The sequence below is a fragment of the Delftia sp. GW456-R20 genome (assembly GCF_001622915.1).
In the GTDB taxonomy this organism is placed as follows: Bacteria; Pseudomonadota; Gammaproteobacteria; order Burkholderiales; family Burkholderiaceae_C; genus Comamonas; species Comamonas acidovorans.
Genome location: NZ_LWCN01000003.1, coordinates 509,542 through 535,956 on the forward strand (window position 1 = coordinate 509,542; position 26,415 = coordinate 535,956).

Genomic DNA, 26,415 nt, shown 5'->3' on the forward strand with positions numbered 1-26,415 from the left:
GCAGGACATGCGGGCCTCAGCAGTTGAGCCGGTCCGTGGGCGAGAGAATCTGGATGTCGCCGGGCGTGATGCGGATGGTGCTTTTGCCGCAGGTCAGCAGGATTTCCTGCTGGGCTTCGAGCCGGATCTTGGCGGCGTTGAGCTGGATGCTTTGCCCATCCATGGTGAGCTGGGAGGCCTTGCCGCCTCCGCCTCCGCCACCGCCACCGCCACCGCCACCGCCACCGCCACCGCCACCGGGCGCCGTGATGTTCATGGCCATGCCGCCACCGGCTCCGCCTCCCGCGCCACCACCAGCGCCTCCGCCTCCCACGGTCAGCGAGTACTGCGAGCCCACTTCCGTGCTTTGCTTGCTGCCGACCTTGACCTGGCGCTCCTGCCCCACGGTGAGGTTCTGGCTCATGCCGACCGTGGTCTGCATGGCCACGCCGATGTTCTCCATGTAGTTGACGCCGATGTTCATCATCTTCATCACACCCACGTTCTGCATGTAGGCCATGCCGATGGTCTGGGTCTTGAGCAGGCCCACCGTGACGTGCCAGTTCTGGCCTATCTTGTCGGTCTCGGTCTTGCCAACGGTCTTGCTGCGGTTCTTGCCGATGGAGATGTTCTCGTCGATGCCGACGTCTTCGTTGCGGTTGTCGCCGATGCTGATCTTCTCGTCGTGGTCCACCCGCTCCGTGCGGTTGTTGTGCACGGTGATGGTCTCGTCGCGGTCCACGGTTTCGGTGCGGTCCCGGTGAATGACGTTGGTCTCGTCCCGGTCCACGGTCTTGCGCCGGTCGTTGCCCACCCATTTGTCCTCGTCGTTCTCGACTTCGGTGAGCTGGTCCTTTTGCGCATGCAGCCACAACTGTTCTTGCCCGGCCTTGTCCTCGAAGCGGATGGCGTTGGCGTCACCCGGGCCGTTCTTCATGCCCGCGCCTGCGGCACCGCCCTTGCTCGATCTGGTCTTGATGCCCGATTGCGTGGCGTTGGCCGGCAGCGCCCAGGGCGGCATGTTGGCCGCGTTGTAGACGCAGCCCGTGACCAGCGGGTAGTCCGGGTCGCCGTTGAGGAAGTCGACGACGACTTCATGCCCTATGCGCGGAATGGAGATGGCCCCGAACCCCGGACCTGCCCAGTTCGTGGCCACGCGGATCCAGCAGCTGGAGTTCTCGTTCATGCCGCCCAGCCGGTCCCAGTGGAACTGCACCTTGATGCGGCCGTATTCGTCGGTCCAGATTTCTTCTCCGGCCGGGCCCACGACGACGGCGGTCTGCGGGCCCGTGGTGCGCGGCTTGGGCGTGGTGCGCGCGGGCGTGTAGGCAAGACTCGTGGGCTGAGCCTGCAACTCGTAGCGCTGGAAGGAGCCGTCTTCCGCGGCGCTGCCCTTGGCGCCCGGGGCCACGGCACTGACGCGGGGGTTCTCCTTCAAGTGGTAGCTCAGGCCCGTGATCAGGTACTGCTGGTTCTGGTCGCCGCGCGGGTAGTTGTAGAGGCTGAACGTGTAGCCCGTGGCCAGCGCCCGGTGGCAGGACTGGCCCCGCACCCGGCTTTGGCCCGTGAGGCTTTCCTTCAGGCGCACGCGGATGTAGGCCTCTCCATCGCCGTACTCCGTGTAGCCGCCCGGCCATTCGTAGATTTCGTGGCCGTCATGGGCGTGGCCCGGCGGGTCGCGCCGCAGGTGGGTGAGGTCGGCCCGGGGTTTCTTGAAGTCGTAGTCATCGCTGTAATGGCGGCCCGATTTGATTTCCTGCTCCAGATGCCAGGCGTGGATGTTTTCCTGATCGCCTGCGGCGGCTTTTTCGGGGGGATAGAAGGGAATGGATTCACCACCGGGCAATGCGCCGTGCGAGGCAATGATGTCGTCGCACAGCACCAGGGTGTGCTGGCCCGAGGCATGCTCGAAGAAGTAGTAAATGCCTTCGTGCTCCATCAATCGCGAGACAAAGTCGCAATCGCTTTCGTTGTATTGAACGCAGTAGTCCCAGCTGCGATACGCACGCGTGAGTTTCTTTTGCAGGGGATGGCCATAGACGCCCAATACCTGCTCGATGATGTCGGGCACGGTCTGGTTCTGGAAGATGCGAAAGTCGCTCTTGCGCGTGGCCAGCCACAGCCAGGGGCTCAGGCGGGCCTTGTAGGCGTAGTGGCGGTGGTCCTGGCCCTGCATGCCAAAGCGGGTGACGATGCCGTCGATGAAGCGCCTGCCGCCGCCCTGGGTTTCTATTTCTATGGTGGCGTTTTTGCCCAATAGGGCCTTGGGATCGATGCTTTCGCTTTCGCTGAGCATTTCCACATCGAGGCTGAAGAGCTGGCTGATGTTTTCCTGGCCGCGCAATTCACGGAAATGCAGCTGCTCGCCCAATGGCGTGTGTATGGTGACTCGGCGTGTCATAGTGCGCGCCGCCCTGGGGGCGGCCTCCCTGCTCTTGGTGAGCGGGGATCATAGACAAGCCGATGGCCATAGGGCAATCAAATGCAGGGCCAGATACATCCTGTAAATGTAAGCAATTGCCTATCTTGGATACAGGCCTGTATTTGAATGGCATGCCACCCATTGATCTTCAATGCCATTCAACCCTCCATCGCGCCTTGAATTTCGCCTTGAACTGCGAATGCATTGCGCGTGCTCACACTCCCAAATACCGTTCCCACAGCGCTCTGTCCCCATCCAGCGCGGCCGAGTCTCCGCTCCACACGACTTTGCCGCGCTCCAGGATGAGGTGGCGGTCGGCCAGGCCCAGCAGGCGCTCCACGTATTTGTCGATGACCAGGATGGTCTGGCCGGCGGCGCGCAGCTGGGCCAGGCAGGACCAGATCTCTTCGCGGATGCGGGGGGCCAGGCCCTCGGTGGCCTCGTCCAGGATGAGCAGGCGCGGGTTGGTGACCAGGGCGCGGCCTATGGCCAGCATTTGCTGCTCGCCGCCTGACAGCTGGTTGCCCATGTTGGAGGCGCGCTCGCCCAGGCGGGGAAACAGCGCGAACACGCGCTCGGGAGTCCAGGGCTCGGCCGCGCCGGGGCTGCCCGAATTGCGCTGGGCCACAAAGGCCGTCAGGTGCTCACGCACCGTGAGGTTGGGAAAGCACTGGCGGCCTTCGGGCACGATGGCCACGCCGGCGCGGGCGATGCGGTCGGTGGCCCAGCCGGCGATGTCCTGCCCGGCAAACACCATGCGGCCAGCGCGCAGCGGAAGTTGGCCCAGCAGCGTGCGAAGCAGCGTGGTCTTGCCCATGCCGTTGCGGCCCAGCAGGGTGACGACCTGGCCTGCCTCGATGCGGAGGTCCACGCCGAACAGCACCTGGCTGGGTCCGTAGCCGCTTTGCACGGCCTGCATTTCGAGCATCACGCGCCCTCCTTCACTTCTTCGTCGCCCAGGTAGGCCTGGCGCACGTCGGCGTTGCCACGTATCTCGTCGGGCGTGCCGGTGGCGATGATGCGACCGTAGACCAGCACGGAGATGCGGTCGGCCAGGCGGAACACGGCCTGCATGTCGTGCTCCACCAGCAGCATGGCGGCACGGCCGCGCAGGGATTCGATCAGCTCGGTCAGGCGCAGGGTTTCGTCGGGACCCATGCCGGCCATGGGCTCGTCCAGCAGCAGCACGCCGGGGCGCGCGGCCAGGGCCAGCGCGAATTCCAGCTTGCGCTGCTCGCCATGGGGCAGCGTGCCTGCGGGGCGCTGCAGCAGGCTGGCGTCAATGGCGCATTCGCGCGCCAGCTCGCGGGCCTGCTCGTAGAGCGCGGTCTCGGCCGTGCGCGGGCGCCAGAAGCTAAAGCTGCTGCCCGCATGCGCCTGTACGGCCAGCACCAGGTTGTCCAGCACGCTGGACTGCTTGAAGATGTTGGTGATCTGGAAAGACCGCGACAGCCCCGCCGCCACGCGCTGGTGGGCGTTGAGCGCGCTCACGTCGCGCCCCGCCAGCACCAGCGTGCCCGCATCGGCCGCCAGCGTGCCGGACAGCAGATGGATGAGCGTGGACTTGCCCGCGCCATTGGGGCCGATCAGCGCATGGATCTCGCCAGGCGCCAGCGACAACGAGACATGGTCGGTGGCAAGCAGCGCGCCAAAGCGGCGCACCAGGCCCTTGGCTTCCAGGGCCGGAGTGGGAATGGAGATAGGTGTGGCCGCGCCGCTCATGCCTGCCTCCCGCGTGCGGGCCACAGGCCCATCAGGCCGCGCGGCGCACCGAACACCACGCACAGCAGCAGCAGGCCCAGCGGCAGGTGCCAGTACTCGGTCCACATGCGAAGCACTTCCTCCAGCGTCAGCATGACGACGGCGCCGGCCACGCCGCCCCAGCGCAGGCCCACGCCCCCCACCAGCACCATGATCAGCAGGTTGGCCGACTGGGTCCAGTGCATGAGGCTGGGGGAGATGAACAGGTTGTGGTTGGCCAGCAGCGCGCCCGCCAGCCCGGCCACGGCGCCGCTGAGCACAAAGGCTGCCAGCTTGATGCGGTAGACCGGGTAGCCCAGCGACTCCATGCGCGACTCGTTCTCGCGCACGCCCTGCAGCGCCTTGCCGAAGCGCGAATCCACCAGCCGCCCGAACACGGCCATCAGCACCGCGAACAGCGCCAGCACCACGTAGTAGAAGGACACATCGTGGCCCAGGTCCAGCCCGGGCAGCACGGAATGGCCGGGCAGGTTGAGCCCGTCCTCGCCGCCGTACTGGCGCAGCGAGATGAAGATGTAGAACAGCATCTGCGCAAAGGCCAGCGTGATCATGATGAAGTACACGCCGCGCGTGCGCAGCGACACGGCGCCCGTGGCGGCGGCCAGCAGCCCGGCCAGCAGCGCGGCGGCCGGCCAGGCGACCAGGGCCGAGGTCACGCCGTTCATCGCCAGGATGCCCACCGCATAGGCCCCCGCACCGAAGAAGGCCGCATGCCCCAGCGCCACCATGCCGCCATAGCCCAGGATGAGGTTCAGGCTGGTGGCGGCCAGCGCGTAGATCAGCACCCGGCGCACGAAGGAGATGTAGAAGTCCAGCCCCAGCGCCGGAGCCACCAGCGGGAACACCGCCAGCGCCAGCAGCGCGAGCACGGTCCAGAAGAACCGGGCCTGGAACCTGCCTTGCAATGTGCTGTGTTCCATGCTCAGCCTCGCGCGGGGAAAAGGCCGGAAGGACGGTACACCAGCACCACCGCCATCAGCACATAGATGGAAATCGCCGCCAGCGTGGGCCCCACGCTGGATGCCACGGCCGGGGAGAACACCTGGCGCAGCAGCATGGGCAGAAAGGCCCGCCCGGCCGTGTCCACCATGCCCACCAGCAAGGCGCCAACCAGGGCGCCGCGTATGGAGCCTATGCCGCCGATGACGATGCACACCAGCACCAGGATGAGGATCTCTTCCCCCATGCCGACCTGCACCGAAGTGATGGGCCCCAGCAGCGCCCCCGCCACCGCCGCCAGCATGGCGCCCAGCGTGAACACGCCCAGGAACAGCAGCGGCACGCGCACGCCCATCAGCGTGGCCATCTGGCGGTTGGAGGCGCCTGCCCGCACCAGCACGCCGGCGCGCGTGCGCGTCACGAACCAGTACAGGCCCAGCGCGGCGGCCAGGCCGAAGACGATGATCATCAGCCGGTAGGCCGGGTACATGAGATCGGGCAGCAACTGCACCGGGCCGGACAGCGCGGCCGGCATGTTGAGCATCACCGGCGCCGGGCCCCAGACCATCTTGACCAGGTCATTGGCGATGAGGATGACGGCATAGCTGCCCAGCACCTGGGCCAGATGGTCGCGCACGGCAAGGCGCCGTATCAGCACCAGCTCCAGCACCACACCCGCCACGCCCGTGGCCACGGCAGCCACCAGCACGGCCGCGGTGAACGAGCCCGTGCGCTGCATGGTCTCGGCCGCCACATAGGCGCCCGCCATGTACAGCGAGCCATGGGCCAGGTTCATGATGTCCATGATGCCGAACACCAGGGTCAGCCCGGCCGCGATCAGAAACAGCATCAGCCCGAACTGCAGGCCATTCAGCAATTGCTCCAAGAGCAGCGTCCACGTCATCCACACGCCCCCTGCCGCAGGCGCAGTGGCCCGCGCGCGGTCAACAAATCATGAGAAATCCAGGTGCCGGGCATTGCCCGCAGCGTCGGCTACCGCCCCTGCCCAGGCCAGGGACACCGAGCAAGAGCCGCCTCGCAGCGAGGGTGTCGTCCCCCTGGGGGGAAGGCGCGAAGCGACTCAGGGGGCCTACATCCTGCAGTCGTTGACGTAGACGTCCTGGTACTTGTCGAACACCTTGCCCACCAGCTTGTTGGTGATGCGGCCGCTGCCGTCCTTCTCGATCACGCGCTGGTAATAGGCCTGGATGGGATAGTGGTTCTTGCCGTACGTGAAGGGGCCGCGCACCGAGGCGTAGTCGGCCTTCTCCAGTGCCTTGACAATGGCCTGGCGGTCCGAGGCCTTGCCGCCGGCCTGCTTGACCGCCGCATCCATGGCCATGATCACGTCATACGCCTGGGCCGCGTAGACCGAGGGATTGCGGCCCTTGTACTCCTTGCGGAAGGCCTCGACGAAGGCCTTGTTCTGCGGCACGTCCAGGTCATGCGCCCACTGCGCGGTGTTGACCATGCCCAGCATGGGCTCGCCCACGGCCTGGATCACGTCCTCGTCGGCCGAGAAGCCCGGGCCGATCAGCTTGACGCTTTGCGACAGCCCCGTGGACACGAACTGCTTGACGAAGTTGATGCCCATGCCGCCCGGCAGGAAGATGTAGACCGCATCGGGCTTGGCCGCGCGGATCTGGGCCAGCTCGGCCGCGTAGTCGATCTGGCCCAGCTTGGTGTAGACCTCCTCGCCGGGCGCGGTCTTGTAGCCGCGCTTGAAGCCGACCAGCGCATCCTTGCCCGCCGGATAGTCGGGCGCCATGATGAACATCTTCTTGAAGCCACGGTCGGCGGCCAGCTTGCCGGCTGCCTCGTGGAAGGCATCGTTCTGGTAGGACGTGCCGAACCAGAACGCATTGCACTGCGCGCCCGCGAACTGGCTGGGGCCGGGGTTGTTGGACAGGTAGGGCACCTTGGCACCGAACAGCGCCGGGCCCACGGCCAGGGCCACGTTGGAGCCAATGGGGCCGGTGAAGAAATCCACCTTGTCGCGCTGTATGTAGCGCGTGACCAGCTGGCGCGCCTGGTCGGGGTTGCCGCCCATGTCGGTCTGCAGGAACTCGGCCGGCTGGCCGCCCAGCTTGCCGCCCAGCTGCTTGATGGCGAGGTTGAAGCCGTCACGCGCCTCGGCGCCCAGCGCGGCAAACGGCCCGGAAATATCGTTGGCGATACCGACCTTGATGGTGTCCGCCTGCGCGAGCGCGGGAACAAAGGCAGGGGCCAGGGCCGCTGCGGCCAGGAAGGGGGTGAGGAAACGCATGCTGCTGTGCTCCTTGCGCGGGCCGCGCGGATGGCAATCGGTGGTGAGGCAGTCTTCCGTCACGCTGGACGGGAAACTCTGTAAGGGCTGGAACGGTTGGCGCGGGCCTTAGTTTAGGTTTAAAGTATTTTGCAGAACAAGTCTGGGACTTGTACCAATACCTGCCATACAAACCATTTCGCGCCATCTCCGTTCCAATGCCCGCACTCTACCGTCACTACGACCGCGCCGGACTCGATGTCCAGTACAACGCCCGCGCGACGGTACCCGACATCACCCCCATCATCAAGGCCTATGCCGACGACAGCCGGGCCGCGCGCCAGAGCCTGCCCTGCGCGCTGAACGTGGCCTATGGCGAGCATGCCGACGAGCTGCTGGACATTTTCCCGGCAGCAACCGGGGCGGCAGGCGCCCCTGTTCTCTTCTTCATCCACGGCGGCTACTGGCGGCTGCTGTCCAAGGACGACTCCAGCAGCATGGCTCCCACCTTCACGCGCGCCGGCGCCGTGGTGGTGGCCCTGAACTACTCGCTGGCGCCCGCCGCCACGCTGGATCGCATCGTGGACCAGACACGCCGCGCCCTGGCCTGGGTGCATGCCCACATCGCCCGCTACGGCGGCGACCCGGGCCGCATCCATGTCTGCGGCAGCTCGGCCGGCGGCCACCTGGCGGGCATGCTGCTGGCCGACGGCTGGCATGCGGACTACGGCGTGCCCGAGGACGTGGTGCGCGGCGCCGCACCGCTGTCGGGCCTGTTCGACCTGCGCCCGCTGGTGCACACCCACATCAACGAATGGATGCGCCTGAGCGAGCAGGACGCCATTCGCAACAGCCCCGCCCTCCTGCCGCACGGCGCGGCCTGCCCGCTCATCGTCAGCTACGGCGAGAGCGAGACCGATGAATTCAAGCGCCAGAGCGACGACTACCTGGCCGCCTGGAACCAGCGCCGTGGCCCCGGTCCATCGTCAGGCCAGTACGTGGCCATGCCCGGCACAAACCATTTCGACATCGTGCTCACCCTGAACGACCCGGCCAGCCCGCTGACGCGCGCCATCCTCGCGCAGATGGGCTTGAGCGCCCCCACACCGCAGAACCAGCCATGACCCACGCCCCCGACCTGGAGTCGCGCGCCGCGCCCGACGACCACCATGCGCTGCGCCTGTGGCTGCGCATGCTCACCTGCTGCAACCTCATCGAAGGCGAGATCCGCAACCGCCTGCGCAGCGAATTCGACACCACCCTGCCCCGCTTCGACCTCATGGCCCAGCTGCAGCGCGCGCCCGAGGGCATGAAGATGGGCGAGCTGTCGCGCCACATGATGGTGACCAACGGCAACATCACCGGAATCACCGACCAGCTGGAGAAAGAAGGCCTGGTGGTGCGCACCAAGGTGGAGTCCGACCGGCGCAGCTCCGTGCTGCACCTCACCCCGCTGGGCCGCAAGACCTTTGCGCGCATGGCCAAGGCGCATGAGTCCTGGGTCATGGGCATGTTCGGCGACATGCCGCAGGCCAGCCGCAACGCCCTGTACCAGGCGCTGGGCGACCTCAAGCAGCAGGTGGTGGCCCACCGCTCGCCCACGGACTGAGCGCGCGCAGACCCAAGCCCATTCAGCCCTGCACGCAGTTGCGCCCTGCGGCCTTGGCGCGGTACAGCGCACGGTCGGCCGCCTCCACCAGCGCCACGGCGGCACCTTGGGTGGAGCCGGGGGTAGTGCCTTGTGTCGCGCTTTGGGTCGCGCCTTGGGTGGCGCCAGCCTCATCGCCCTGCGTCGTGGCCACGCCAATGCTGGCCGTCACATGGCCAAAGCGGCTGATGCGGTGCTCCAGGGCCAGGCCCTCGATGCGCGCGCGCAACCGCTCGGCCACCTGCTGCGCGCCGGCCTTGTCGGTATTGGGCAGCACCACGGCCAGCTCTTCCCCGCCATAGCGCGCCGCCATGTCGCCGGGCCGCTGCACCGCCTGGGCCAGCGCGCTGCACACGGCCTGCAGGCAGGCATCGCCCGCCACATGGCCGTAGGCATCGTTGTAGCCCTTGAAGTAGTCCAGGTCGATCAGCAGCAGCGACAGCGGCGTGCCCTCGCGCGCAGCGCGACGGGCCTCGCGCTCCAACACCTCGTCAAAGCGGCGGCGGTTGGCCAGGCCCGTCAACTGGTCCTGGGCGGCCAGCACCTCCAGCCGGCGATTGGCATCCAGCAATTCCTCGCGCGCGCTGACCAGGGAGCATTCGGCGCGCGAACGCAGCCGCATCGCGGCCGTCAGGCGCCAGCCGATCAACGCAATCGCCAGAAACAGGCCCAGCACCACGGCCAGCGTCAACAGCGCCTGACGCCGCCAGGAGCTCAACGCCTCATCGCGGCCCAGGGCCACCGTGGTCACCAGCGGATAGCGCTCGCTGCGCAGAAAGGCATAGATTCTTTCCGTGCCATCCAGGGCCGAGCGGAACGACGCCGTGCCCGACATCGCCCCCACGTAGTGGCGCAGGAAATTGGGCGACTGCGAGAAGTCCCGCCCCAGGTCCTGCTCGCGGAACGGGTGACGCACCAGCAACTGCCCGCCCGGCGTGCTCAGTGCAATGGCCCCCTTCTCGCCGATATCGATCTTGCCGAACAGCCGCAGGAAATTCTCCACACCCAGCGCCACCACCACCGCGCCTGCAAACTGGCCCTCGGCGTCCGTATAGCGCCGGCTGATGGTGATCACCCATTCGCCCGTGGAGCGGCTGCGGATCGGCGGCCCGATGTAGATGCCTGACGATGCGTCGTCACGGTGGTGCGTGAAGTAGTCCCGGTCGGAGCTTTCCGATCCTTCGGGGAACGCCCCCTTGGACGACATCAGCCAATGGCCCTGCGCATCCACGATCAGCAGCTCGTTGAGCTGGTTCAGCAGATGCTCCTGCCGGTTGACCAGATACAGCACCCGCTCCAGGAGCACGGGGCTGGTGCCATCCACCTCCAGCCGCTCGGCAATGCCCAGCAGCAGCATGGAGCTTTGGGTGATCACGCCCTCGGCATAGGTGTTCAGTGTCTGGGCCAGGTTGCGGTTGCTGGTATCGACCTCAGCCAGCGTGCGCTGGCGCGCCGCCACCAATTGCCAGACCGTGGCCGCAGAAACCGACACGAACACCACCGCCAGCAACCAGGCCACCAGGCGGGCATCACGCTTCACGGGCCGGCCTCTGCCCCCGCACCAGGCCTTTGTCCACCAATCCCTCTCCATCACATGCACCTGCGCCATCTCGGCAGTCCTGCTGCCGTCCGATCTTGGGTTTTCTGCGTCCGGCTCAGCACCTGGGCAGCGTCTTTGCGCGGGCGCCTCCGACCTTGACCCAAGTCAAGCCGGAAAAACCCGCGAACCTGGTATTGTCCCCGGCTTCGGAAAAATCGGCCCGACGGGTTGGGATTGGGGGGCTGCCGGCCGGGTAGGCAACGCATTTGCGATAACATTTCGCCGTCCCTCAGCGGACACGGGCTTGGCGGCCCGGACACAGGCGCAGCAGCCGCCCCCCTCTTGATGGTGTGCGGCTTTCAGTTTTCCCAGTGCTGCGCTGGACATGGCTTCATTTCAACGCAGCCATGCGAAACATCCATGCACAGGAGCCGCCATTGACCGACACCACCCTCCCCCGCACAGCGCATGCTGGCGCGCCAGTTCTCATTCCTGTCTCAAGGCACCAGCAGGCCGTGCTGGCTCATCGCTGAAAGGGGCAGGCATGTACTACCCGATTGCCGAGGAAGAGCTGCAAGTGGTTCAGGATTGCATGCAGCAGATATCGCTGCTTGTGGACCTGGGCTGCGGGATTTCTGCCGTGCAGACCACGGTCGGGACTGAAGCGTTGCTGAGCTTCCTGATTGCACAGCGGGAGGCGCTGCAGGGGGCTGTTGAGGCGGTGCAGGCCCGGGAGGTCATGAGGGGGCCTGCGGGTTAGGCAGTGCCGCTTGAAGGGGCGGAGCGCGTTCAGCCAAGTGCAGACATTCGCACGCCGACTGATGCGCCTGAAACCCCTCAATCCTTGAGCAAGCGCGCCTTCACCGTTCGCCCCTTGATCTTCCCGCTATTGAGCCGGGCAACCACGTCATGCGCAATCTTGCGGTCCACGGCCACATAGGTTGCGAACTCGTTGATGTCGATCTTGCCCACTTGTTCGCGGGTGTAGCCCAGGTCTGCGGTGAGCGCGCCCAGCACGTCGCCCGGGCGGATCTTGTCCTTGCGGCTGGCATTGATGTGGATGGTGGCCTTGGATGGCAGGAGCCGGCCGCCGGGAGCCGGTGTCAGTTCGTCCAGCGGGTACCAGACGGATGGGCTGCCCTGCATCTGCTCGATGTTTCCGACCGCGCCCATTTCGTCCATCGTCGCAAGACTCAGGGCCAGGCCTTTCTGGCCGGCGCGGCCTGTGCGGCCGATGCGGTGCACGTGCACTTCAGGGTCGGGCGTGATGTCCACGTTGATGACGGCGCCCAGATTGGTCACATCCAGCCCGCGAGCCGCCACATCGGTGGCGACCAGCACGGAACAACTGCCGTTCACGAAGCGCACCAGCACCTGGTCACGATCACGCTGCTCCAGATCGCCGTGCAGCTCCAGCGCGCTGTAGCCCTGGGCCTGCAGCAGCTCGGCAAGGGCCCGGCAGCGCGCCTTGGTATTGCAGAAGGCCAGCGTGCTCTCGGGCCGGAAATGCTCCAGCAGGCGAGCCACCGAGGGCAAGCGCTCTTCCTTGTCCACCTCGTACCAGCGCTGCTCGATCTGCTCGCCGCTGTGCTGCGCGGCGACCTTGACCGTGACCGGGTCACGCATGAATCGCGCGGCCAGCTTGGCGATGCCTTCGGGGTAGGTGGCGGAGAACAGCAAGGTCTGGCGCTGCGGGGGGCACTGCTTGGCGACTTTGGCGATGTCATCGACGAAACCCATGTCGAGCATGCGATCCGCTTCATCAAGCACCAAGGTATTCAGCGAATCAAGGTTCAGATTGCCCCGGTCCAGGTGATCGATCACACGGCCGGGCGTGCCCACGATCACGTGCGCGCCGTTCTCCAGGCTCGCGTTCTGGCCGCGCAGCGGAACGCCGCCGGACAGGGTCACCACCTTGACGTTGTCTTCCGCACGCGCCAGGCGGCGAATCTCGGTCGTCACCTGGTCGGCCAGCTCGCGGGTGGGGCAGAGCACCAGGCCTTGCACCGAGAAATTGCGCGTATCCAGCTTGGCCAGCAGCGCCAGGGCAAAGGCTGCGGTCTTGCCGCTGCCGGTCTTCGCCTGAGCGATCACATCCTTGCCTTCAAGCGCAGGGGGCAGGCTGGCGAGCTGGATCGCCGTCATTTCAAGGTAGCCGAGCCGCTCAAGATTGGCGAGCGTTGCCGGCGAAAGCGCAAGTTTGTCGAAGGAATTGGGGGAAGCCGAGGGAGGAGTCATGGGGGGCATTTTAAAGTTGGCGATTCCAAGACCGAAGCGCACACGCTGGTCATTGAAAAAGAACAGGAGGCATGCTGGGCAATTGCCAGCATGTGCGAGAGGACGGCCAGCGGGGGGTTGAAGCCATGGATGGCAAAAGACGCGTCAACCGGCGACGGCCCCGGGCGAGACCCATGCGTCTTGGCCCAACGCCGTGTTTCTGCATGCCGCCCCTGCAACGCATAACATCTTGACACGCTTTAGGACTGAAAAGTGTCCGCTCACATCCGAAATCCTTGGAACACTCTGCGCCACGCGCCGAGGAGCGGGGCAGTCCGTCACCCCGCCCCGGCCGCCGCCTGAAAGCCCGCAATGCACCCCACACCACAGGCTGCAGCCTCCACGCTGCAGCCGCCCGACCGCGCGCCCGCGAACTCCTTGCCTGCCTGCGCAGAGCCCGGCCACCTCGGCCATGAAGCCAGGAGTTCCTTGATGCCCCCCGCCATGGCCGCCTCCCTGGCGGCCGCGCTGCTGGTGGCCTGCGGAGGCGGTGGGGGCGATACGGCACCCGGTACCGGCAATGGCGGCAACGGCGGCACGGGCACCGGCCCTGGCGGAGGAACCGGTCCCGGTACGGGCACCACGGCCACCCCCGCCAGCGACGAGGAAGCCGCGCGTTTCCTGCTGCAGGCGCAGTTCTCGGCCACTGACGAGGAGATTGCAGCGCTGCGCGCCAAGGGCTACGGCCCCTGGCTGGCCGAGCAGTTCGCGCTGCCCGTGGACACCACGGGCACGGCCTGGCTGATGCAGCGCGGCTATGGCGTGGCAGAGGCCGGCACGCGCTACGACAACGTCTCGTATCCCTCCGACTTCATGCTCTGGAGCCAGCTTTTCACGGAGCGCGACGCCGTGCGCAAGCGTGTGGCATTGGCGCTGTCGGAGATCATGGTGGTCTCCACCACCGGGCTGGAGCAGCCGTGGAGCATCTTCCTGGCCTCCGGCTACTGGGATCTGCTGAACCAGCACGCCTTCGGCAACTTCCGCACGCTGCTGGAGGCCGTCACGCTCAGCCCGGCCATGGGCATCTACCTGAGCACGCGCGGCAACCAGAAGGAAGACGCCCGCAGCGGCCGCCAGCCCGACGAGAACTACGCCCGCGAGGTGATGCAGCTGTTCACCATCGGCCTCTACCGCCTCAACCCCGACGGCACCGAGCAGCGCGACGGCAGCGGCAACCGCATGGACACCTATTCGGCAGCCGATGTGAGCAATCTGGCGCGCGTCTTCACCGGCTACGACTACGACACCAGCAAGAACCAGCCCACCAACCTGAGCGGCAGCACGGTGACGGGGCTGCAGCAGGCGCTGCTGCCCATGGCCTTCAACGCCGCGCGCCATTCCACGCTGGCTGCCACTTTCCTGGGCACCACCGTGGCTGCGGGCACGTCGGGGCCAGCGGCGCTGAAGGCGGCGCTGGACACGCTGTTCAACCACCCCAACGTCGGGCCCTTCATCGGGCGACAGCTGATCCAGCGCCTGGTCACCAGCAACCCCAGCCCCGCCTATGTGGGGCGCGTGGCCGCCGCCTTCGCCGACAACGGCAGCGGCACGCGGGGCGACCTGCGCGCCGTGATCGCCACCGTGCTGCTGGACCCGGAGGCGCGCGGCGCGGCAGGGCTTGCCAGCCCCCAGTACGGCCGCCTGCGCGAGCCCATGGTGCGCTTCGTGCAATGGGGCCGCACCTTCGGGCTGCGGTCGGCACGCGGCACCTGGAAGATCGACAACCTGAGCGACCCGGCCACCCGCCTGGGCCAGAGCCCGCTGCGCTCGGGCTCGGTGTTCAACTTCTTCCGCCCGGGCTACGTGCCGCCATCCACGCCCCTGGCCACGACGGGCCAGGTGGCGCCGGAGTTCCAGATCGTCACCGAGACCAGCGTGAGCGGCTACCTGAACTTCATGCAGAACGTGATCCGCTTCGGCTACTACGTGAACGCGCCAGACTTGCCCCAGGGCGGCAGCAGCGCGGCCAACGGCTTCGACATCACCTGCAGCTACGCCAACCTGCTGCCCCTGGTGGCCGACGCCGCCGCGCTGGTGCGCAAGGTGGCGCTGCTGCTGTCGGCAGGGCAGGTATCGGCCGCCACGCAGGCGCGCATCGTGGCAGCGCTCAATGCCACGCCGGTGACGGCCACCAGCAACACCGCCACCCAGCTCAACCGCGTGGCAGCCGCCGTGCTGCTGGTGATGGCCAGCCCCGAATATCTGGTGCAGAAGTGACCGAACGTCTGCAAAGCAAAGCGATATCGCCATGAATTTCATCGACCCCGCCCGCCACACGCGCCGCGCATTCCTGCGCCGCAGCACGCAACTGGCCGCCGCCGGTACCGCCCTGCCCTTCGCCCTGAACCTCGCCGCGCTGGGCGAGGCCGCCGCCTTCGAGGCGAACGACTACAAGGCGCTGGTCTGCGTCTTCCTCTACGGCGGCTGCGACTACGCCAACACCGTCGTGCCCTACGACAGCACCCGCTACGGGCAGTACTCCGCCATCCGCGGCGGCAACAGCGATGGCACGGCCGGTGGCATTGCCCTGGCCCGCGCCGCGCTGGGCAATACGCTGCTGCAGCCGCGCACGGCGCTGGCCGGTGGCATGCAGTACGCGCTGCACCCGTCCATGACGGGCCTGGCCGGCCTCTTCAACGCGGGCCGCGCGGCGGTGCAGCTGAACGTCGGCCCGCTGCTGGTGCCGCTCACGCGGGCCCAATATGCCACCGGCGACCGGCGCAGCTACCCGCTGCCGCCCAAGCTTTTCTCGCACAACGACCAGCAGTCGGTCTGGCAGTCGCAGGGCGCCGAAGGCTCCACCGTGGGCTGGGGCGGCAACCTGGGCGACCTGGCGCTGTCGTCCAACGCCACGTCGCTCTTCACCTGCATCTCGGCCACGGGCAACGCCGTGTTTCTCTCGGGCGACCAGGCGCTGCAGTACCAGATCAGCCCGGGCGGCGCCGTGCCCATCAACGCCGTCAAGGGCGCCAACGTCTATGGATCGACCGCCGTGCGCGGCCTGCTGAGCGAGCTGGTGCAGACGGCCGGCAGCCACGCGATGGAGGCCGAGTACGCCCGCGTCACGCAGCGCTCCATCAGTGCCGAGGGGCAGATCTCTTCGGCCCTCTCCAGCGGCAGCCTGTCCACCGCCTTCCCTGCCAGCAACCCGCTGGCCGACCAGCTCAAGGTGGTGGCCCGGCTCATCGCCGGACGCAACGCGCTGGGCACGCGCCGGCAGGTGTTCTTCGTCTCGCTGGGCGGGTTCGACCTGCACGACAACCTGATCGCCAACCAGCCGCAGCTGCTCGACAAGGTGAGCAGTGCCATGACGGCCTTCTACAACGCCACGGCCGAGCTCGGCGTGGCCGACAAGGTCACGGCCTTCACCGCGTCGGACTTCGGCCGCACGCTGACTTCCAACGGCGACGGCTCGGACCATGGCTGGGGCAGCCACCACTTCGTCGTGGGCGGCGCGGTGCGTGGCGCGTCCTTCTACGGCGCGCCACCGCCCATCAGCGTGGGCAACGGCAGCGGCAGCGAAGACCAGTGGCATGTCGGCCAGGGGCGCCTGTTGCCCAGCACCGCCGTGGACCAGTACGCCGCCACCCTGGCGCGCTGGTTCGGCGTGGCGAATACCGAGCTGGCGGGGGTGCTGCCGCACATCGGCAACTTCGGCGGCTCGGCGTATCCCATCGATCTGGGGTTCATGGGCTGAAGCCTTGCTTTTGCGATCGCGGGCTTTGTGGTCAAGGCCCGAATGATCAGCCGGGGCCGTCGCTCGCTGCGGCGAGAAGCGGCACCAGTACATCACCAATCGGTGTCGGAACTCCGCGCGCCCGGCCGCGGCGCGCGATGACACCGTTGCGGATATCCCATTCGAGCGGCCGGCCTGCTTCGCGATCCGCCAGTATGGACGTGCCCAGGTCGGCCGGAAATGCCTGGAACTTGTCGAGGATCGCCTGCGGGACCTCATCGCCCAGTTCAGCACCTTCGGCGCGTGCCACGGCCAGGCACTCCCTCAAATAGTCCAGAGTGAGCGTCGAAATGTCGTGCCGGCCGAACATGCCTGAACGGCGATGCGTGAGTGCCATGAGCCCGGCCGCTGCGTTCTGCAGCAGCTTTTGCCACGCCAGGGATTTGAAATTCGAAACCAGGTCTACCGAGCATCGGGTGCCTTGCAGTGCCTGCGCGACCACGAGGGCAGCGGCCTCGTCAGGCAGGCTGATCCGGGCGTCGCTGCGCAGGAGCACCGATCCGTCGGGTTGCGCCTGTGCAGGGAACCACACGACTGCGGGAACGATTCGCCCCTGCGGGCACAGCCGGGTGACACTCTCCACCTGCTCAACCCCGTTTTGCAGGACACACACGACGGTTTGCGGACCGCTCAACGCCGCCAGCCAATGCGCAACCGCAGCAGTTTGAGTCGCCTTGACCGCGAGAAAAACGAGGTCCGCCGGACCTTCGACCTGGGCCGGATCCGTTCTGACCGGGCCGGGAACCACGATGCGAAGACCGCTGCCGTGCAGCGTCAGGCTGTCGCGCGGCGTACGACCGCACAGCAACGGCGTGCGACCGACTTCATGCAGCGCAGCAGCAACCGTTGTCCCGATTGCCCCGGGCCCCAGCACCGCAATGCGTGGATGGGTTGGTTGATTCACTGAAACGAGCTCCTTGATATTGGTGCGCAGCGGCAACCCGGGCACCATTGAAAGCGGTGATTATGATGTTCTGTGCAGTGGAGGGGCAAGTCGACGGGCCTTGCCTTTTGGAATGCAATATGAGTTGACATATATTGCAGTATTCCTCAACGACTGGCGCATATCCGGCTTTGTGATTCCGTGCCTTTGGGCAAATTGCTCCACTTCCGTCGTGTCAAAACGGGTTGTCTGGATAAAATCCAAGGCCTCGGCGCTGGTATTCAAAAACCTCGCAATGGGACGAATACCCAGAAGCCATTTCAGCAATCGCAGCGGAATATGATGCCCGGGCGCCTTCAGCCCAAGAGGTTGTGCCACCTGCTTCAGGAGCTCCTGCAAGCCGGGGCTCTGGGCATCGAGGGCCAGCAGTTCCTGGCCCCCCATGGAAGGATCAAAGGCGCATGCCGCCACCAACTCGACCAGATAATCCACAGTGACCAGTGGCAACCAGTGCGCGGCAGTACCGGGTACTGCAGCCAGCTTTCCCTGCACCAGATTGCGTATCAGATCCACCAGCGGCTGGCCATCCGCGATATGCCCCGTGCGGCTATGACCGCAAACCGTGGCGGGGTGTACAACGGTCATCTCTCCACCCTTGGCATTCATGAAGCCGAGGGTCGCGAAATGCGCCTCCAGTTTGCTCGCCTCGTAAGCACCGACTTGGCGATAGATGGCAGGCCAATCCGTCAGCTCCGGATGGCCGGGATCAATCCCTATGCGTTGCAGATGTTCATTGTTTTTCAGCATGTAGCCGCCAATCATCACCAACCGGCTCTCTTGCTCGGCCGCCAACTTCGCCACGCGCCTTGCCCCTTCCACATTCACTGCACGTGCATGCTCCATCGAAAGGCCCCAGGCGAAGTGGGCTCCCAGATGGAATACGACCTTGGCCTGCCGCAGGACCTCTCTGTCCGCATGGCTCAGACCAAGGTTTTCTTGCTCCAGATCGCCGGCTACGGCAAAGATGCGGGCTGCAACGCCCCCCAAACCATCGACCTGCTGGCGCAGTTCAGCGAGGCGCTCCGGGCGACGCATCAGCACCCGAATGGTGTGACCTTTCGCGCTCAGGTACGACAGCAAATGCTGGCCGATGAAGCCCGACCCTCCCGTAACAAAGCACTCCACGCTCATTTTTCTGCTCCTTGGCACGATGAAAAAACCAAGTGTAGACTGTCGACTCAACTCTACAGTCAAGCGATTTTTTCCATGAATATCGGGGAACTTGAGGTCCGCAGCGGCGCCACGCGCCATACCTTGCGCTACTACGAGAAAATCGGCCTTATTTCACCCTTTCGGCGAACCAACAATTATCGCGTTTACACACCGCAAACCCTGCAAGACCTGGACTTTATCCAGCGGGCACAAAGCATGGGATTTTCTCTTGGGGAAATAGGCGAAATTCTGAATGCTCAGAGAAACAAGTCAATAGATTGCGCCGGGGGTGCAAGACTGATTGAAAGGAAGATGGCGGAAATCAGAAAGAAAATCACTGACCTCAAGAGCATTTATCGGTATTTGGATGCGGAGCGCGCAAACCTTGAAGCCAGTGCGGCCAGGCAACTTGAGCTTCAGCGACTCAATGGCTCTTCCAATTAATGGGGCAGCATCCGGAGTGCAAGTGCTGCATGATGGATGTCCTGACCGAGCCGTCCTGCACCCACCAGAACTGCAGCCCAACCCACGGAGCCAAGCATGACCAAGTCCCTCTTCATCAGTCTCCCCGTGACCGACCTCGGCGCCTCCACCGCCTTCTACAAGGCGCTGGGCTTCAGCCAGAACCCGCAGTTCAGCAGTGAGGATGGTTCCGCCATGGTCTGGAGCGAGGCGATCCAGGTCATGCTGGTCACGCATGCCAAGTGGCGCACCTTCACGCAGCGCCCGCTGCCGCCGGCCGGTTCCTGCGGATTGATGCTGTCACTGGCCCTTGAGAGCCGCGCCGCCGTCGATGCCATGAACGAGGCCGCCGCGGCCCATGGCGGGCAGGCCGACGTGAATCCGATGGAGGACCACGGCTTCATGTACACGCGCGATCTGGCCGATCCTGATGGACACATGTGGGCGGCGCTGTGGATGGACCCGGCGGCCATGCCTGCATCCGCTGGGTGAGCGAGGTTGAGCGAGGCTGAACGCGGCTGGACGCAACTTCAGGCTTGCCGCGCAGATAGCCCGGAATTCGGCGGTGCATTCTGCGGTGCGGCGGTGATGCGCGGATACTGTCCCGTCCCCCACTGCGGAGCAAAGCATGCGATTGCCGAAGTCTGGACTCATACCCTGGTTGCTCATGGCTGCAACCCCTGTGTTGGCGCAGATCAATGCGGGAACCCTGCCTGCCACTGCATCGCCTCCGTTCAAGGTCACCAAGGTCGCGCAATTCGATCTGCCCTGGCGCATTGCCTTCCTGCCGGACGGGCGCATGCTGGTCACCGAGAAGGTTGGCAAGCTGTTTCTCGCGGCCCAGGACGGGCAAAAGCTCGAAGTCACCGGCGTGCCGCCCGTGCTGCATGAAAACCAGAACGGCCTGCTGGGCGTCTACCTGGCCCCTTCGTATGCGAGCGACGGGGCCATCTACCTGACCTATTCGGAGCCCGGAGAGATCCGCGGCACGTCGAGCCTGGCGCTCGCGCGCGCCACGCTCAGGATCGGTGCCGGCACCGCTGCGCTGGAAGACCTCAAGGTCATCTGGCGCGACCCCGTCAAGGGCAAGGGCGGGCAGGTGGGTGCCGCCGTGGCTTTTTCGCCGGACCAGAAGTTTCTGTTCCTCACGGCCGGGGACCGGCAGCGCTTCACGCCTGCCCAGGACCCGAATCAGCCGGCCGGCAAGATCCTGCGGCTGACCTTGGACGGCAAGCCCGCGCCCGGCAATCCGATGCAGGGGCAGACCGGCGCAACGTCGGTTCCGGTGATCGATCCGCCCAAGGACACCGAAGCCGCCAAGACCGCGCCGGTGTTGCGCACGTTTGTCTTTGACGGTCCGAATCTGACGCCGTCCGAGACCTGGTCCACGGGGCATCGCACGCCCTACGGCCTGGCGTTCGCGCCGGATGGGCGTCTTTGGGAGCTTGAGCATGGGCCGCGTGGCGGCGATGAGCTCAACCTGATCGAGCCGGGCAAGAACTATGGCTGGCCGCTGGTTTCCTATGCGGTGAACTACAACGGCGTGCCCATTGCCAGCCCGGATACGCGAGCGGACCTCACCAAGCCCGTGATCTACTGGACGCCTGTCTTCGCGCCGGGCAGCCTGATGTTCTACAGCGGCGAGATGTTTCCGCAGTGGAAGGGCTCAGCGTTTGCGTCTGGCCTGCTGACCCGCGCCCTGCACCGGATCGAGGTGAACGGCGCGAGCGCCACGCCTGCCGAGCACTGGACGGTAGGCTTTCGCGTCCGCGACGTGGCGCAGGCGCCGGATGGTGCGCTGTGGCTGATCGAGGACGACCGCAAGGGCGGTCTGTATCGGCTCACACCGAAGTAGGCAGCTGGGGGATGGTTGCCGCGCTGGGCACGGCCTGCGGGCACAGGCCCGGCGCTGGCAGCGCCACCTGCCATCAAAGGCTCAGGTCCATGCCCAGCATGGTGGCCAGGCCGAAGGTGAAGAGCAGCACGCACAGCAGCAGCAGCGTGAAGACGGCAACGATCTTGCCGCTGGCAATGAGCAGCTCGCGCCGGCTCGCCCCCTTCTTCTTGCCTTGGTCGTAATGCCACTTGATGGCGAAGAACATGGCCGTGCCGAACACGAGCACCTTGAAGGTGACGAAGACTATGGGGACCCAATCGATCATTTTGAGAGCTTCCAGCCAATGACTTGGCACTGTCCATGGTGGGGAGCCTCCCTCCCGGACATGGGAGGCGAGAGCGTCAGCGACGGCCATGCAAGCACGGTGCTGCCACACCTTGTGGCGCATACTACCCAAAAGCAATTTCCATACATGAGCCCATACGTCGCCGCTTAAATCCATGCAAGATGAGCCTTTGCCCCTCTGGTTGCCGCAACTGGCCGTGCAGGGCGGCCCCCGATTCCTGCAGATCGCCGATGCCTTGCAGGCAGCCTTGGCAGACGGATCGCTGAAGCCCGGTGACCGCCTGCCCCCACAACGCCGGCTGGCGGCCCAGCTGGATGTGGACCTGACGACGGTCACGCGCGCCTACGACGAAGCCAGGCGCCGCCAGCTGCTGGAGGGACGCGGCGCCAGAGGCACCTATGTCGCGGCGCCCAAGGTGGAGCTGAACGCCGTGCTGGACCTGAGCATGAACACCCCGCCACCGCCGGCTGGCGTGGACCTGGACGACATGTTGAAGCAGGGCCTGTCGCAAGTGCTGATGGGTGCGGATGCCCAGTTGCTGATGACCTACCACCTGGGCGGGGGAAGCGACTCCGACCGCAAGGCGGGCGCCAGGTGGCTGCAGCCCATGTTCGGAGATGTGGATGCCCGGCAGCTGGTGGTCTGCCCGGGCGCGCAGGCGGCGATTGCCGCCCTGGTGCTTGCGCTGACGGAACCGGGCGATGTGATCCTGACCGAGCCCACCAGCTATCCCGGCCTGCGTGCCGCAGCGGCCCAGTTCGGCCGGCGCATCATTGCGGTGCAAGCGGACAGCCAGGGGATCATGCCCGAGCGGCTTGAGCAGGCATGCCGCCAGCACAGGCCCGGGCTGGTCTACCTGAACCCGACGCTGCAGAACCCGACCGCCATCACGCTTGCCGAGGACCGGCGCCAAGAGATCGCCAGCATCGCAAAGCGCTGCCATGTGCGCATCGTCGAGGACGATCCCTACTGGCTGCTGGCCGATGCCCCGCCGCCGCCGATCGCCAGGTTTGCCCCGGAGCAGGTGTACTACATCTCCACCCTCTCGAAATGCCTGACGCCCGGTTTGCGGGTGGCCTTCGTGCTCCTGCCTGACCCGCACGAGCGCCAGCGTTTCCTGGTCGCGCTGAGATCCTTTGCGCTGATGGCCACGCCGCTGACGGCCGCCCTGGCCACGCAGTGGATCCTCGACGGTTCGGCCGGAAAATTGATGGAAGGCGTGCGCAAGGAGGCGCGCCTGCGCCACCGGATGGCCAGGGATGTGCTGGCCGGCCGGTACAGCGGCGCGGGAGACGGCCTGCATGTATGGCTGGAGCTGCCGAGTTACTGGAGCCCCTCGCAGCTTGCGCGTGCCGCCGACAGCGAGGGCATCGCCGTCACGCCGGCACAGGCCTTCGCCACCGGCGGCGAATCCGTGAATGCCATCCGCATCTCCCTGGGCAGCATCAAGGACCGTGGGCGCCTGCAGGCGGGCCTTCAACGGCTGTCGCATCTGCTTGCGCGCCTGCCCGAGTCGTTCAGCGCCGCCGTGGTTTAGCGGTTCAGCGCGCATCGAGGCGTGAGGCGTGAGGCGTTGCGCCGATGCGTTGCCACAACGGCTCAAGGCGCCTCGGCAACCCGGGGGGTGCACGCCTTTGAAAGCAGGTCCGGGCATGGCTCGCTGGCCGTTCAAGGCTCCAGAGCGAAGTCCACCGCCGCCTGCGCATGCAGGGCGGTGGTATCCAGCACGGGCACAGGGCAATGCTCCTGCTGCACCAGCAGGCTGATTTCCGTGCAGCCCAGCACCATGGCCTGCGCACCCTGCCCGGCCAGCTGCGCCATGATGCGCTGATACGTGCGCCGCGACTCTTCAAGAATCCGGCCCGTGCACAGTTCCTCGTAGATGATGCGGTGCACCTCGGCGCGGTCTGCCTCCTGCGGCACCAGCACCTCCAGACCCTGCTGCTGCAGCCGCTCGCGCATGAAGGGCTGCTCCATGGTGAAGCGTGTGCCCAGCAGCCCCAGCTTCCGGTAGCCGCGTGTGCGGGCTGCGTTGGCTACCGGGTCGGCAATGTGAAGAAAAGGGATGCGCACCGCTGCCGCAATGCGGTCTGCCAGCTTGTGCATGGTGTTGGTGCACAGCAGCACGCCGTCCGCCCCGCCCTGCTGCAGCCGCCGGGCGGCATCCTCCAGCAAGGCGGCGGCGTCGTCCCATCGGCCTTCATGCTGGGCCTGCTCGATGGGGCCAAAATCCACGCTGTACATGAGCAGTTTTGCGGAGCGCAGCGGGCCCAGCCTGTCACGCACGCCCTGATTGATGAGCCGGTAGTACTCGGCGCTGGACTCCCAGCTCATGCCACCGATGAGACCGATGACGCGGTGAATTTCCGTGTGGTTTGAGTTCATGCCCGCAGTGTGGGCAGCGGCCGATTTCGCGTCTATCAGGAAATTTCAGTTCAGGAAGGCAAGGCAAGGGCCATACAAGGCAATACAGCGATGACAGATCACGAACCACCGGGATTCGAGGTGCAGCTGCTGGGCCGCACGCCCTACAGCAGCCATGACCCGACCCGCCTGCATTCGCTGGGCATCGCGCTGGAGCGCCAGCAAGGCGTGCATGCCATTGCCAGCGATCGCCGCGTCGACTTCGATACCTGGCCCGGGACGGTGGCATGCACCCCGCCGGGCGTCGACGTGTTTTCCGAATCGGCCACGGGCGGCGAGTACCTGGTGGTTCGCTGCACCCAGGCGCATTGGGAACAATGGCTCAGCGACGGCGCGTCTGCAACCCAGGCCCGGCGCGTTGTGACGCCCGGGCAGCGCAGCGCCTTGCAGATGGCGCACCAACTGCGCCAGCTGCTGCTGGGCACCGAACCGGACACGCTGGCCATCGAGCAGGCCGCACTGTGCTTCATGGCCCGGCAATGCCACGCGCCCACCGCCCGCGTCGAGGCCTTGCGCCCGGTGTACCGCCCTGTCCTGGAGCGCATGGCGGCCGAGTTTGCGCAGCCGTTGAGCATTGCCCAGCTGGCACGGATGGTCCATCGCACGCCGCTGCAGTTTCTGCGCGAGTTTTCCCAGCTGCTGGGCATGACGCCGCATGCCTTTCTTGTGGAAACCCGCGTACAGGCGGCCCGCTCCATGATGCGGGCAGACACCCATTCCCTGGCGGGTATCGCCCTCGATTGCGGCTTCAGCCATCAGTCGCACATGGGCACCGCTTTCCGCAAGACTCTGGGACTGACTCCCCGCCAGTACCTGGCCCGCATTCGTCACACGGGCAAGCAATGACCGATGGAGCACCTGAGACAGCCACAGCCATAGCCACAGCCAGGACATAGGGCTTGACGGGCTTTCCAGGGAGTGCCGGGCCCTTTCAGCTGCCCGTGTTGGATTTTCATAACTATTGTCAATCCGAACAGACGGACTCGACCTGCGCACTTCAACCGCGCATACTTAAGTCTGTTCTTCTCACTACTGCTTTGGGTTGCAAACGGGGTTGCCACTGGGGTTGCAACTGGGGGTTCGATTGGGATTTTCTATCGCGCGGCAACCACGATTTGCCGCGCATCGGTCAATGGAGCGGGTTAATGATAATTCATTCCTTTTATCAATTCATATCGCACCGCTTGGCCATCGCACTCGGAGCCGAGGATAGCCAGCCCGCATGCAGCGTGTGAATTCAATGTGCGTACACATCTGATAGAGCAGATCAACGAAATGACCCTTCGTAAATCCACATTCGCACCTTTGAGCAGAATTTTCGCTTTTGCCATTGAACTGGATGGAGTCGACCGTGTTCTGTCTGTCGTTCGTCGGCATCTCGGCATGGATGTCGCCTTTGTGGCCCGATTCCGGGAAGAGGATCGGGTGCTGGAGCATGTGGACGAGAGCACTGCCGGAGTGATTTTCCAGCATCAAAAGATTCCATTGAGCGAAGGCTATTGCCAGAAAGTCGTCAATGGTGAATTGCCGGAGTTGATTCCCGACACCTCCCTGTTGGCCGCTGCCCAGGAGATACCGGAAACGCACACCATTCCTATCGGCTCGCACCTGAGCGTTCCCATCCGCCTGGATGACAACCAATTGTTCGGCACCTTGTGCTGCTTCAGCCACCAGCCCAATCCTGCGCTGAATGCGCACGATATGTCACTGCTGCGGGCATTCTCCGATTTATTGGGACTCCATTTCAGTGCGACTTCTGCCGTCCGGCATGCAAGAGACAAAGTGACGCACGAAATTCGACTTGCAATGCAAGGCAATGCGCTGCGCCCCGTATTTCAGCCCGTATACACCATCGCGACAGGCAAGCTGCACGGTTTCGAATGTCTGTCACGCTTTGACCTGGAGCCACGTCGCCCGCCCGACCAGTGGTTCAAGGCAGCGCACGAGGTGGGGCTGGGGCTGGAGCTGGAGCGCCATGCGATCGACACAGCGCTTGGTGCACTTGGCAGCCTGCCCACCGACTGGCTGCTCGCCGTCAACTGCTCGCCGCAGCTGATCCAGTCGGGGCAGTTGCCCAGGCTTCTGGGTTCGGACCGGGATCTCTCGCGCGTGACGCTGGAAATCACGGAGCATGCCGCCGTGGATGACTACAGGGCTTTGGCCGATGCACTGGCGCCGCTGCGGCGCCGGGGCGCGACCTTGGCAGTCGACGATGCGGGGGCCGGCTACTCCAGCATGCGGCACATCCTGCATCTGCAACCAGACATGATCAAGCTGGACATGAGCATCACGCACGATGTCGATACCGACCGCAGCCGCCGTGCGCTGGCCAAGGGCCTCACGAGCTTCGCGCACGAGATAGGAAGCGTGGTGGTTGCCGAGGGTGTGGAGACAGCCGAGGAATTCAACACTCTGGCGAGCCTGGGCGTGGATTTGGCCCAGGGCTACTTTTTTGCCAAGCCGATAGGGCCGCAAGAGGCGCTGGCAATGGGCGCTGCAATATAGGCCACGATCTTCCTGCAGGCCTCCTCGTCTGGCTGTCGGCCGCCTGTTGGCCGAAACCACCGAAGGCAGTACCCAGCCACCAATTGACCGAAATCAAGCGCCACCGGCAATTGCGCCCGGCCGTCGCGCACCCGGCGCATAATCTTTCGCATTCTTTCCCCCAGCCCATCCGCCATTGCAGGTCTGCATGCGGCAGGCG

The 26,415-nt window shown here is 65.6% G+C and carries 23 protein-coding genes; 11 read left to right on the top strand and 12 right to left on the bottom strand.

The features are described from left to right. Window positions 1–16: 16 nt before the first annotated feature. From tssI to A4F85_RS03640, 6 genes are all read right to left on the bottom strand, one after another. On the bottom strand, window positions 17–2,380 hold the full coding sequence (tssI, locus tag A4F85_RS03615) for a type VI secretion system Vgr family protein (protein ID WP_063325687.1): 2,364 nt from the start codon (window positions 2,378–2,380) through the stop codon (window positions 17–19). A gap of 235 nt (window positions 2,381–2,615) precedes the next feature. Continuing rightward, window positions 2,616–3,329 carry an ABC transporter ATP-binding protein gene (locus A4F85_RS03620; RefSeq protein ID WP_063325688.1) on the bottom strand — a complete coding sequence of 238 codons (714 nt, stop codon included), beginning with the start codon at window positions 3,327–3,329 and terminating at the stop codon, window positions 2,616–2,618. After that, window positions 3,329–4,123, bottom strand: coding sequence for an ABC transporter ATP-binding protein (locus A4F85_RS03625; protein ID WP_063325689.1), 795 nt, complete (start codon window positions 4,121–4,123; stop codon window positions 3,329–3,331). The genes A4F85_RS03620 and A4F85_RS03625 overlap by 1 nt, the downstream gene beginning before the upstream one ends. Next, window positions 4,120–5,082: a branched-chain amino acid ABC transporter permease gene (locus A4F85_RS03630; RefSeq protein WP_012206285.1), complete on the bottom strand. Its 963-nt coding sequence runs from the start codon at window positions 5,080–5,082 to the stop codon at window positions 4,120–4,122. Before A4F85_RS03630 ends, A4F85_RS03625 begins: the two co-directional genes overlap by 4 nt. 2 nt (window positions 5,083–5,084) lie before the next feature. Beyond that, window positions 5,085–6,005: a branched-chain amino acid ABC transporter permease gene (locus A4F85_RS03635; protein WP_013801787.1), complete on the bottom strand. Its 921-nt coding sequence runs from the start codon at window positions 6,003–6,005 to the stop codon at window positions 5,085–5,087. 186 nt (window positions 6,006–6,191) lie between these two features. Then, window positions 6,192–7,367: an ABC transporter substrate-binding protein gene (locus A4F85_RS03640; protein ID WP_063325953.1), complete on the bottom strand. Its 1,176-nt coding sequence runs from the start codon at window positions 7,365–7,367 to the stop codon at window positions 6,192–6,194. Between the two features lie 197 nt (window positions 7,368–7,564). On the opposite strand from A4F85_RS03640, the gene A4F85_RS03645 reads away from it, so the two are divergent. Then, on the top strand, window positions 7,565–8,470 hold the full coding sequence (locus A4F85_RS03645; protein ID WP_063325690.1) for an alpha/beta hydrolase: 906 nt from the start codon (window positions 7,565–7,567) through the stop codon (window positions 8,468–8,470). Beyond that, window positions 8,467–8,955, top strand: a complete 489-nt coding sequence (locus tag A4F85_RS03650) for a MarR family winged helix-turn-helix transcriptional regulator (RefSeq protein WP_063325691.1) — start codon at window positions 8,467–8,469, stop codon at window positions 8,953–8,955. Before A4F85_RS03645 ends, A4F85_RS03650 begins: the two co-directional genes overlap by 4 nt. 22 nt (window positions 8,956–8,977) lie before the next feature. On the opposite strand, the gene A4F85_RS03655 is transcribed toward A4F85_RS03650, so the two are convergent. Then, a complete protein-coding gene (locus tag A4F85_RS03655) occupies window positions 8,978–10,603 on the bottom strand; it encodes a GGDEF domain-containing protein (RefSeq protein WP_063325692.1) in 1,626 nt (541 codons plus the stop codon). Between the two features lie 475 nt (window positions 10,604–11,078). On the opposite strand from A4F85_RS03655, the gene A4F85_RS03660 reads away from it, so the two are divergent. After that, window positions 11,079–11,294: a hypothetical protein gene (locus A4F85_RS03660; protein WP_034395578.1), complete on the top strand. Its 216-nt coding sequence runs from the start codon at window positions 11,079–11,081 to the stop codon at window positions 11,292–11,294. 77 nt (window positions 11,295–11,371) lie between these two features. Here the strand turns inward: A4F85_RS03660 and dbpA are convergent, their stop codons facing one another. Further along, complete coding sequence (gene dbpA, locus A4F85_RS03665; protein ID WP_034395575.1) at window positions 11,372–12,772, bottom strand: ATP-dependent RNA helicase DbpA; 1,401 nt, start codon at window positions 12,770–12,772, stop codon at window positions 11,372–11,374. A gap of 351 nt (window positions 12,773–13,123) precedes the next feature. On the opposite strand from dbpA, the gene A4F85_RS03670 reads away from it, so the two are divergent. Together A4F85_RS03670 and A4F85_RS03675 are read left to right on the top strand one after the other, a co-directional pair. After that, window positions 13,124–15,028 carry a DUF1800 domain-containing protein gene (locus A4F85_RS03670; protein ID WP_063325693.1) on the top strand — a complete coding sequence of 635 codons (1,905 nt, stop codon included), beginning with the start codon at window positions 13,124–13,126 and terminating at the stop codon, window positions 15,026–15,028. 31 nt (window positions 15,029–15,059) lie between these two features. Beyond that, complete coding sequence (locus tag A4F85_RS03675) at window positions 15,060–16,508, top strand: DUF1501 domain-containing protein (RefSeq protein WP_063325694.1); 1,449 nt, start codon at window positions 15,060–15,062, stop codon at window positions 16,506–16,508. Window positions 16,509–16,554: 46 nt separating this feature from the next. Here the strand turns inward: A4F85_RS03675 and A4F85_RS03680 are convergent, their stop codons facing one another. After that, window positions 16,555–17,499, bottom strand: a complete 945-nt coding sequence (locus A4F85_RS03680; RefSeq protein WP_231890434.1) for an oxidoreductase — start codon at window positions 17,497–17,499, stop codon at window positions 16,555–16,557. Window positions 17,500–17,511: 12 nt separating this feature from the next. Further along, complete coding sequence (locus A4F85_RS29235) at window positions 17,512–18,621, bottom strand: SDR family oxidoreductase (protein ID WP_082848100.1); 1,110 nt, start codon at window positions 18,619–18,621, stop codon at window positions 17,512–17,514. A 75-nt stretch (window positions 18,622–18,696) separates the two neighbouring features. On the opposite strand from A4F85_RS29235, the gene A4F85_RS03685 reads away from it, so the two are divergent. The 3 genes from A4F85_RS03685 (at window position 18,697) to A4F85_RS03695 (ending at window position 20,959) form a co-directional block, all read left to right on the top strand. Then, the gene (locus A4F85_RS03685) at window positions 18,697–19,086 is read left to right on the top strand and encodes a MerR family transcriptional regulator (protein WP_063325954.1); all 390 of its coding nucleotides are present in this window, start codon (window positions 18,697–18,699) and stop codon (window positions 19,084–19,086) included. Between the two features lie 96 nt (window positions 19,087–19,182). Beyond that, a complete protein-coding gene (locus A4F85_RS03690; RefSeq protein ID WP_034395560.1) occupies window positions 19,183–19,596 on the top strand; it encodes a VOC family protein in 414 nt (137 codons plus the stop codon). Between the two features lie 190 nt (window positions 19,597–19,786). Next, the gene (locus A4F85_RS03695; RefSeq protein WP_231890447.1) at window positions 19,787–20,959 is read left to right on the top strand and encodes a PQQ-dependent sugar dehydrogenase; all 1,173 of its coding nucleotides are present in this window, start codon (window positions 19,787–19,789) and stop codon (window positions 20,957–20,959) included. Between the two features lie 73 nt (window positions 20,960–21,032). On the opposite strand, the gene A4F85_RS03700 is transcribed toward A4F85_RS03695, so the two are convergent. Further along, on the bottom strand, window positions 21,033–21,266 hold the full coding sequence (locus tag A4F85_RS03700) for a hypothetical protein (RefSeq protein WP_012206300.1): 234 nt from the start codon (window positions 21,264–21,266) through the stop codon (window positions 21,033–21,035). A 175-nt stretch (window positions 21,267–21,441) separates the two neighbouring features. On the opposite strand from A4F85_RS03700, the gene A4F85_RS03705 reads away from it, so the two are divergent. After that, entirely contained in the window at window positions 21,442–22,824 is a 1,383-nt protein-coding gene (locus A4F85_RS03705) for an aminotransferase-like domain-containing protein (protein ID WP_013801774.1), read from the top strand. Window positions 22,825–22,955: 131 nt separating this feature from the next. On the opposite strand, the gene A4F85_RS03710 is transcribed toward A4F85_RS03705, so the two are convergent. Next, window positions 22,956–23,672, bottom strand: coding sequence for an aspartate/glutamate racemase family protein (locus A4F85_RS03710; protein ID WP_013801773.1), 717 nt, complete (start codon window positions 23,670–23,672; stop codon window positions 22,956–22,958). Window positions 23,673–23,762: 90 nt separating this feature from the next. On the opposite strand from A4F85_RS03710, the gene A4F85_RS03715 reads away from it, so the two are divergent. Next, window positions 23,763–24,557 carry an AraC family transcriptional regulator gene (locus A4F85_RS03715; RefSeq protein ID WP_063325696.1) on the top strand — a complete coding sequence of 265 codons (795 nt, stop codon included), beginning with the start codon at window positions 23,763–23,765 and terminating at the stop codon, window positions 24,555–24,557. 429 nt (window positions 24,558–24,986) lie between these two features. After that, window positions 24,987–26,216: a sensor domain-containing phosphodiesterase gene (locus tag A4F85_RS03720; RefSeq protein WP_013801771.1), complete on the top strand. Its 1,230-nt coding sequence runs from the start codon at window positions 24,987–24,989 to the stop codon at window positions 26,214–26,216. Window positions 26,217–26,415 lie beyond the last annotated feature (199 nt).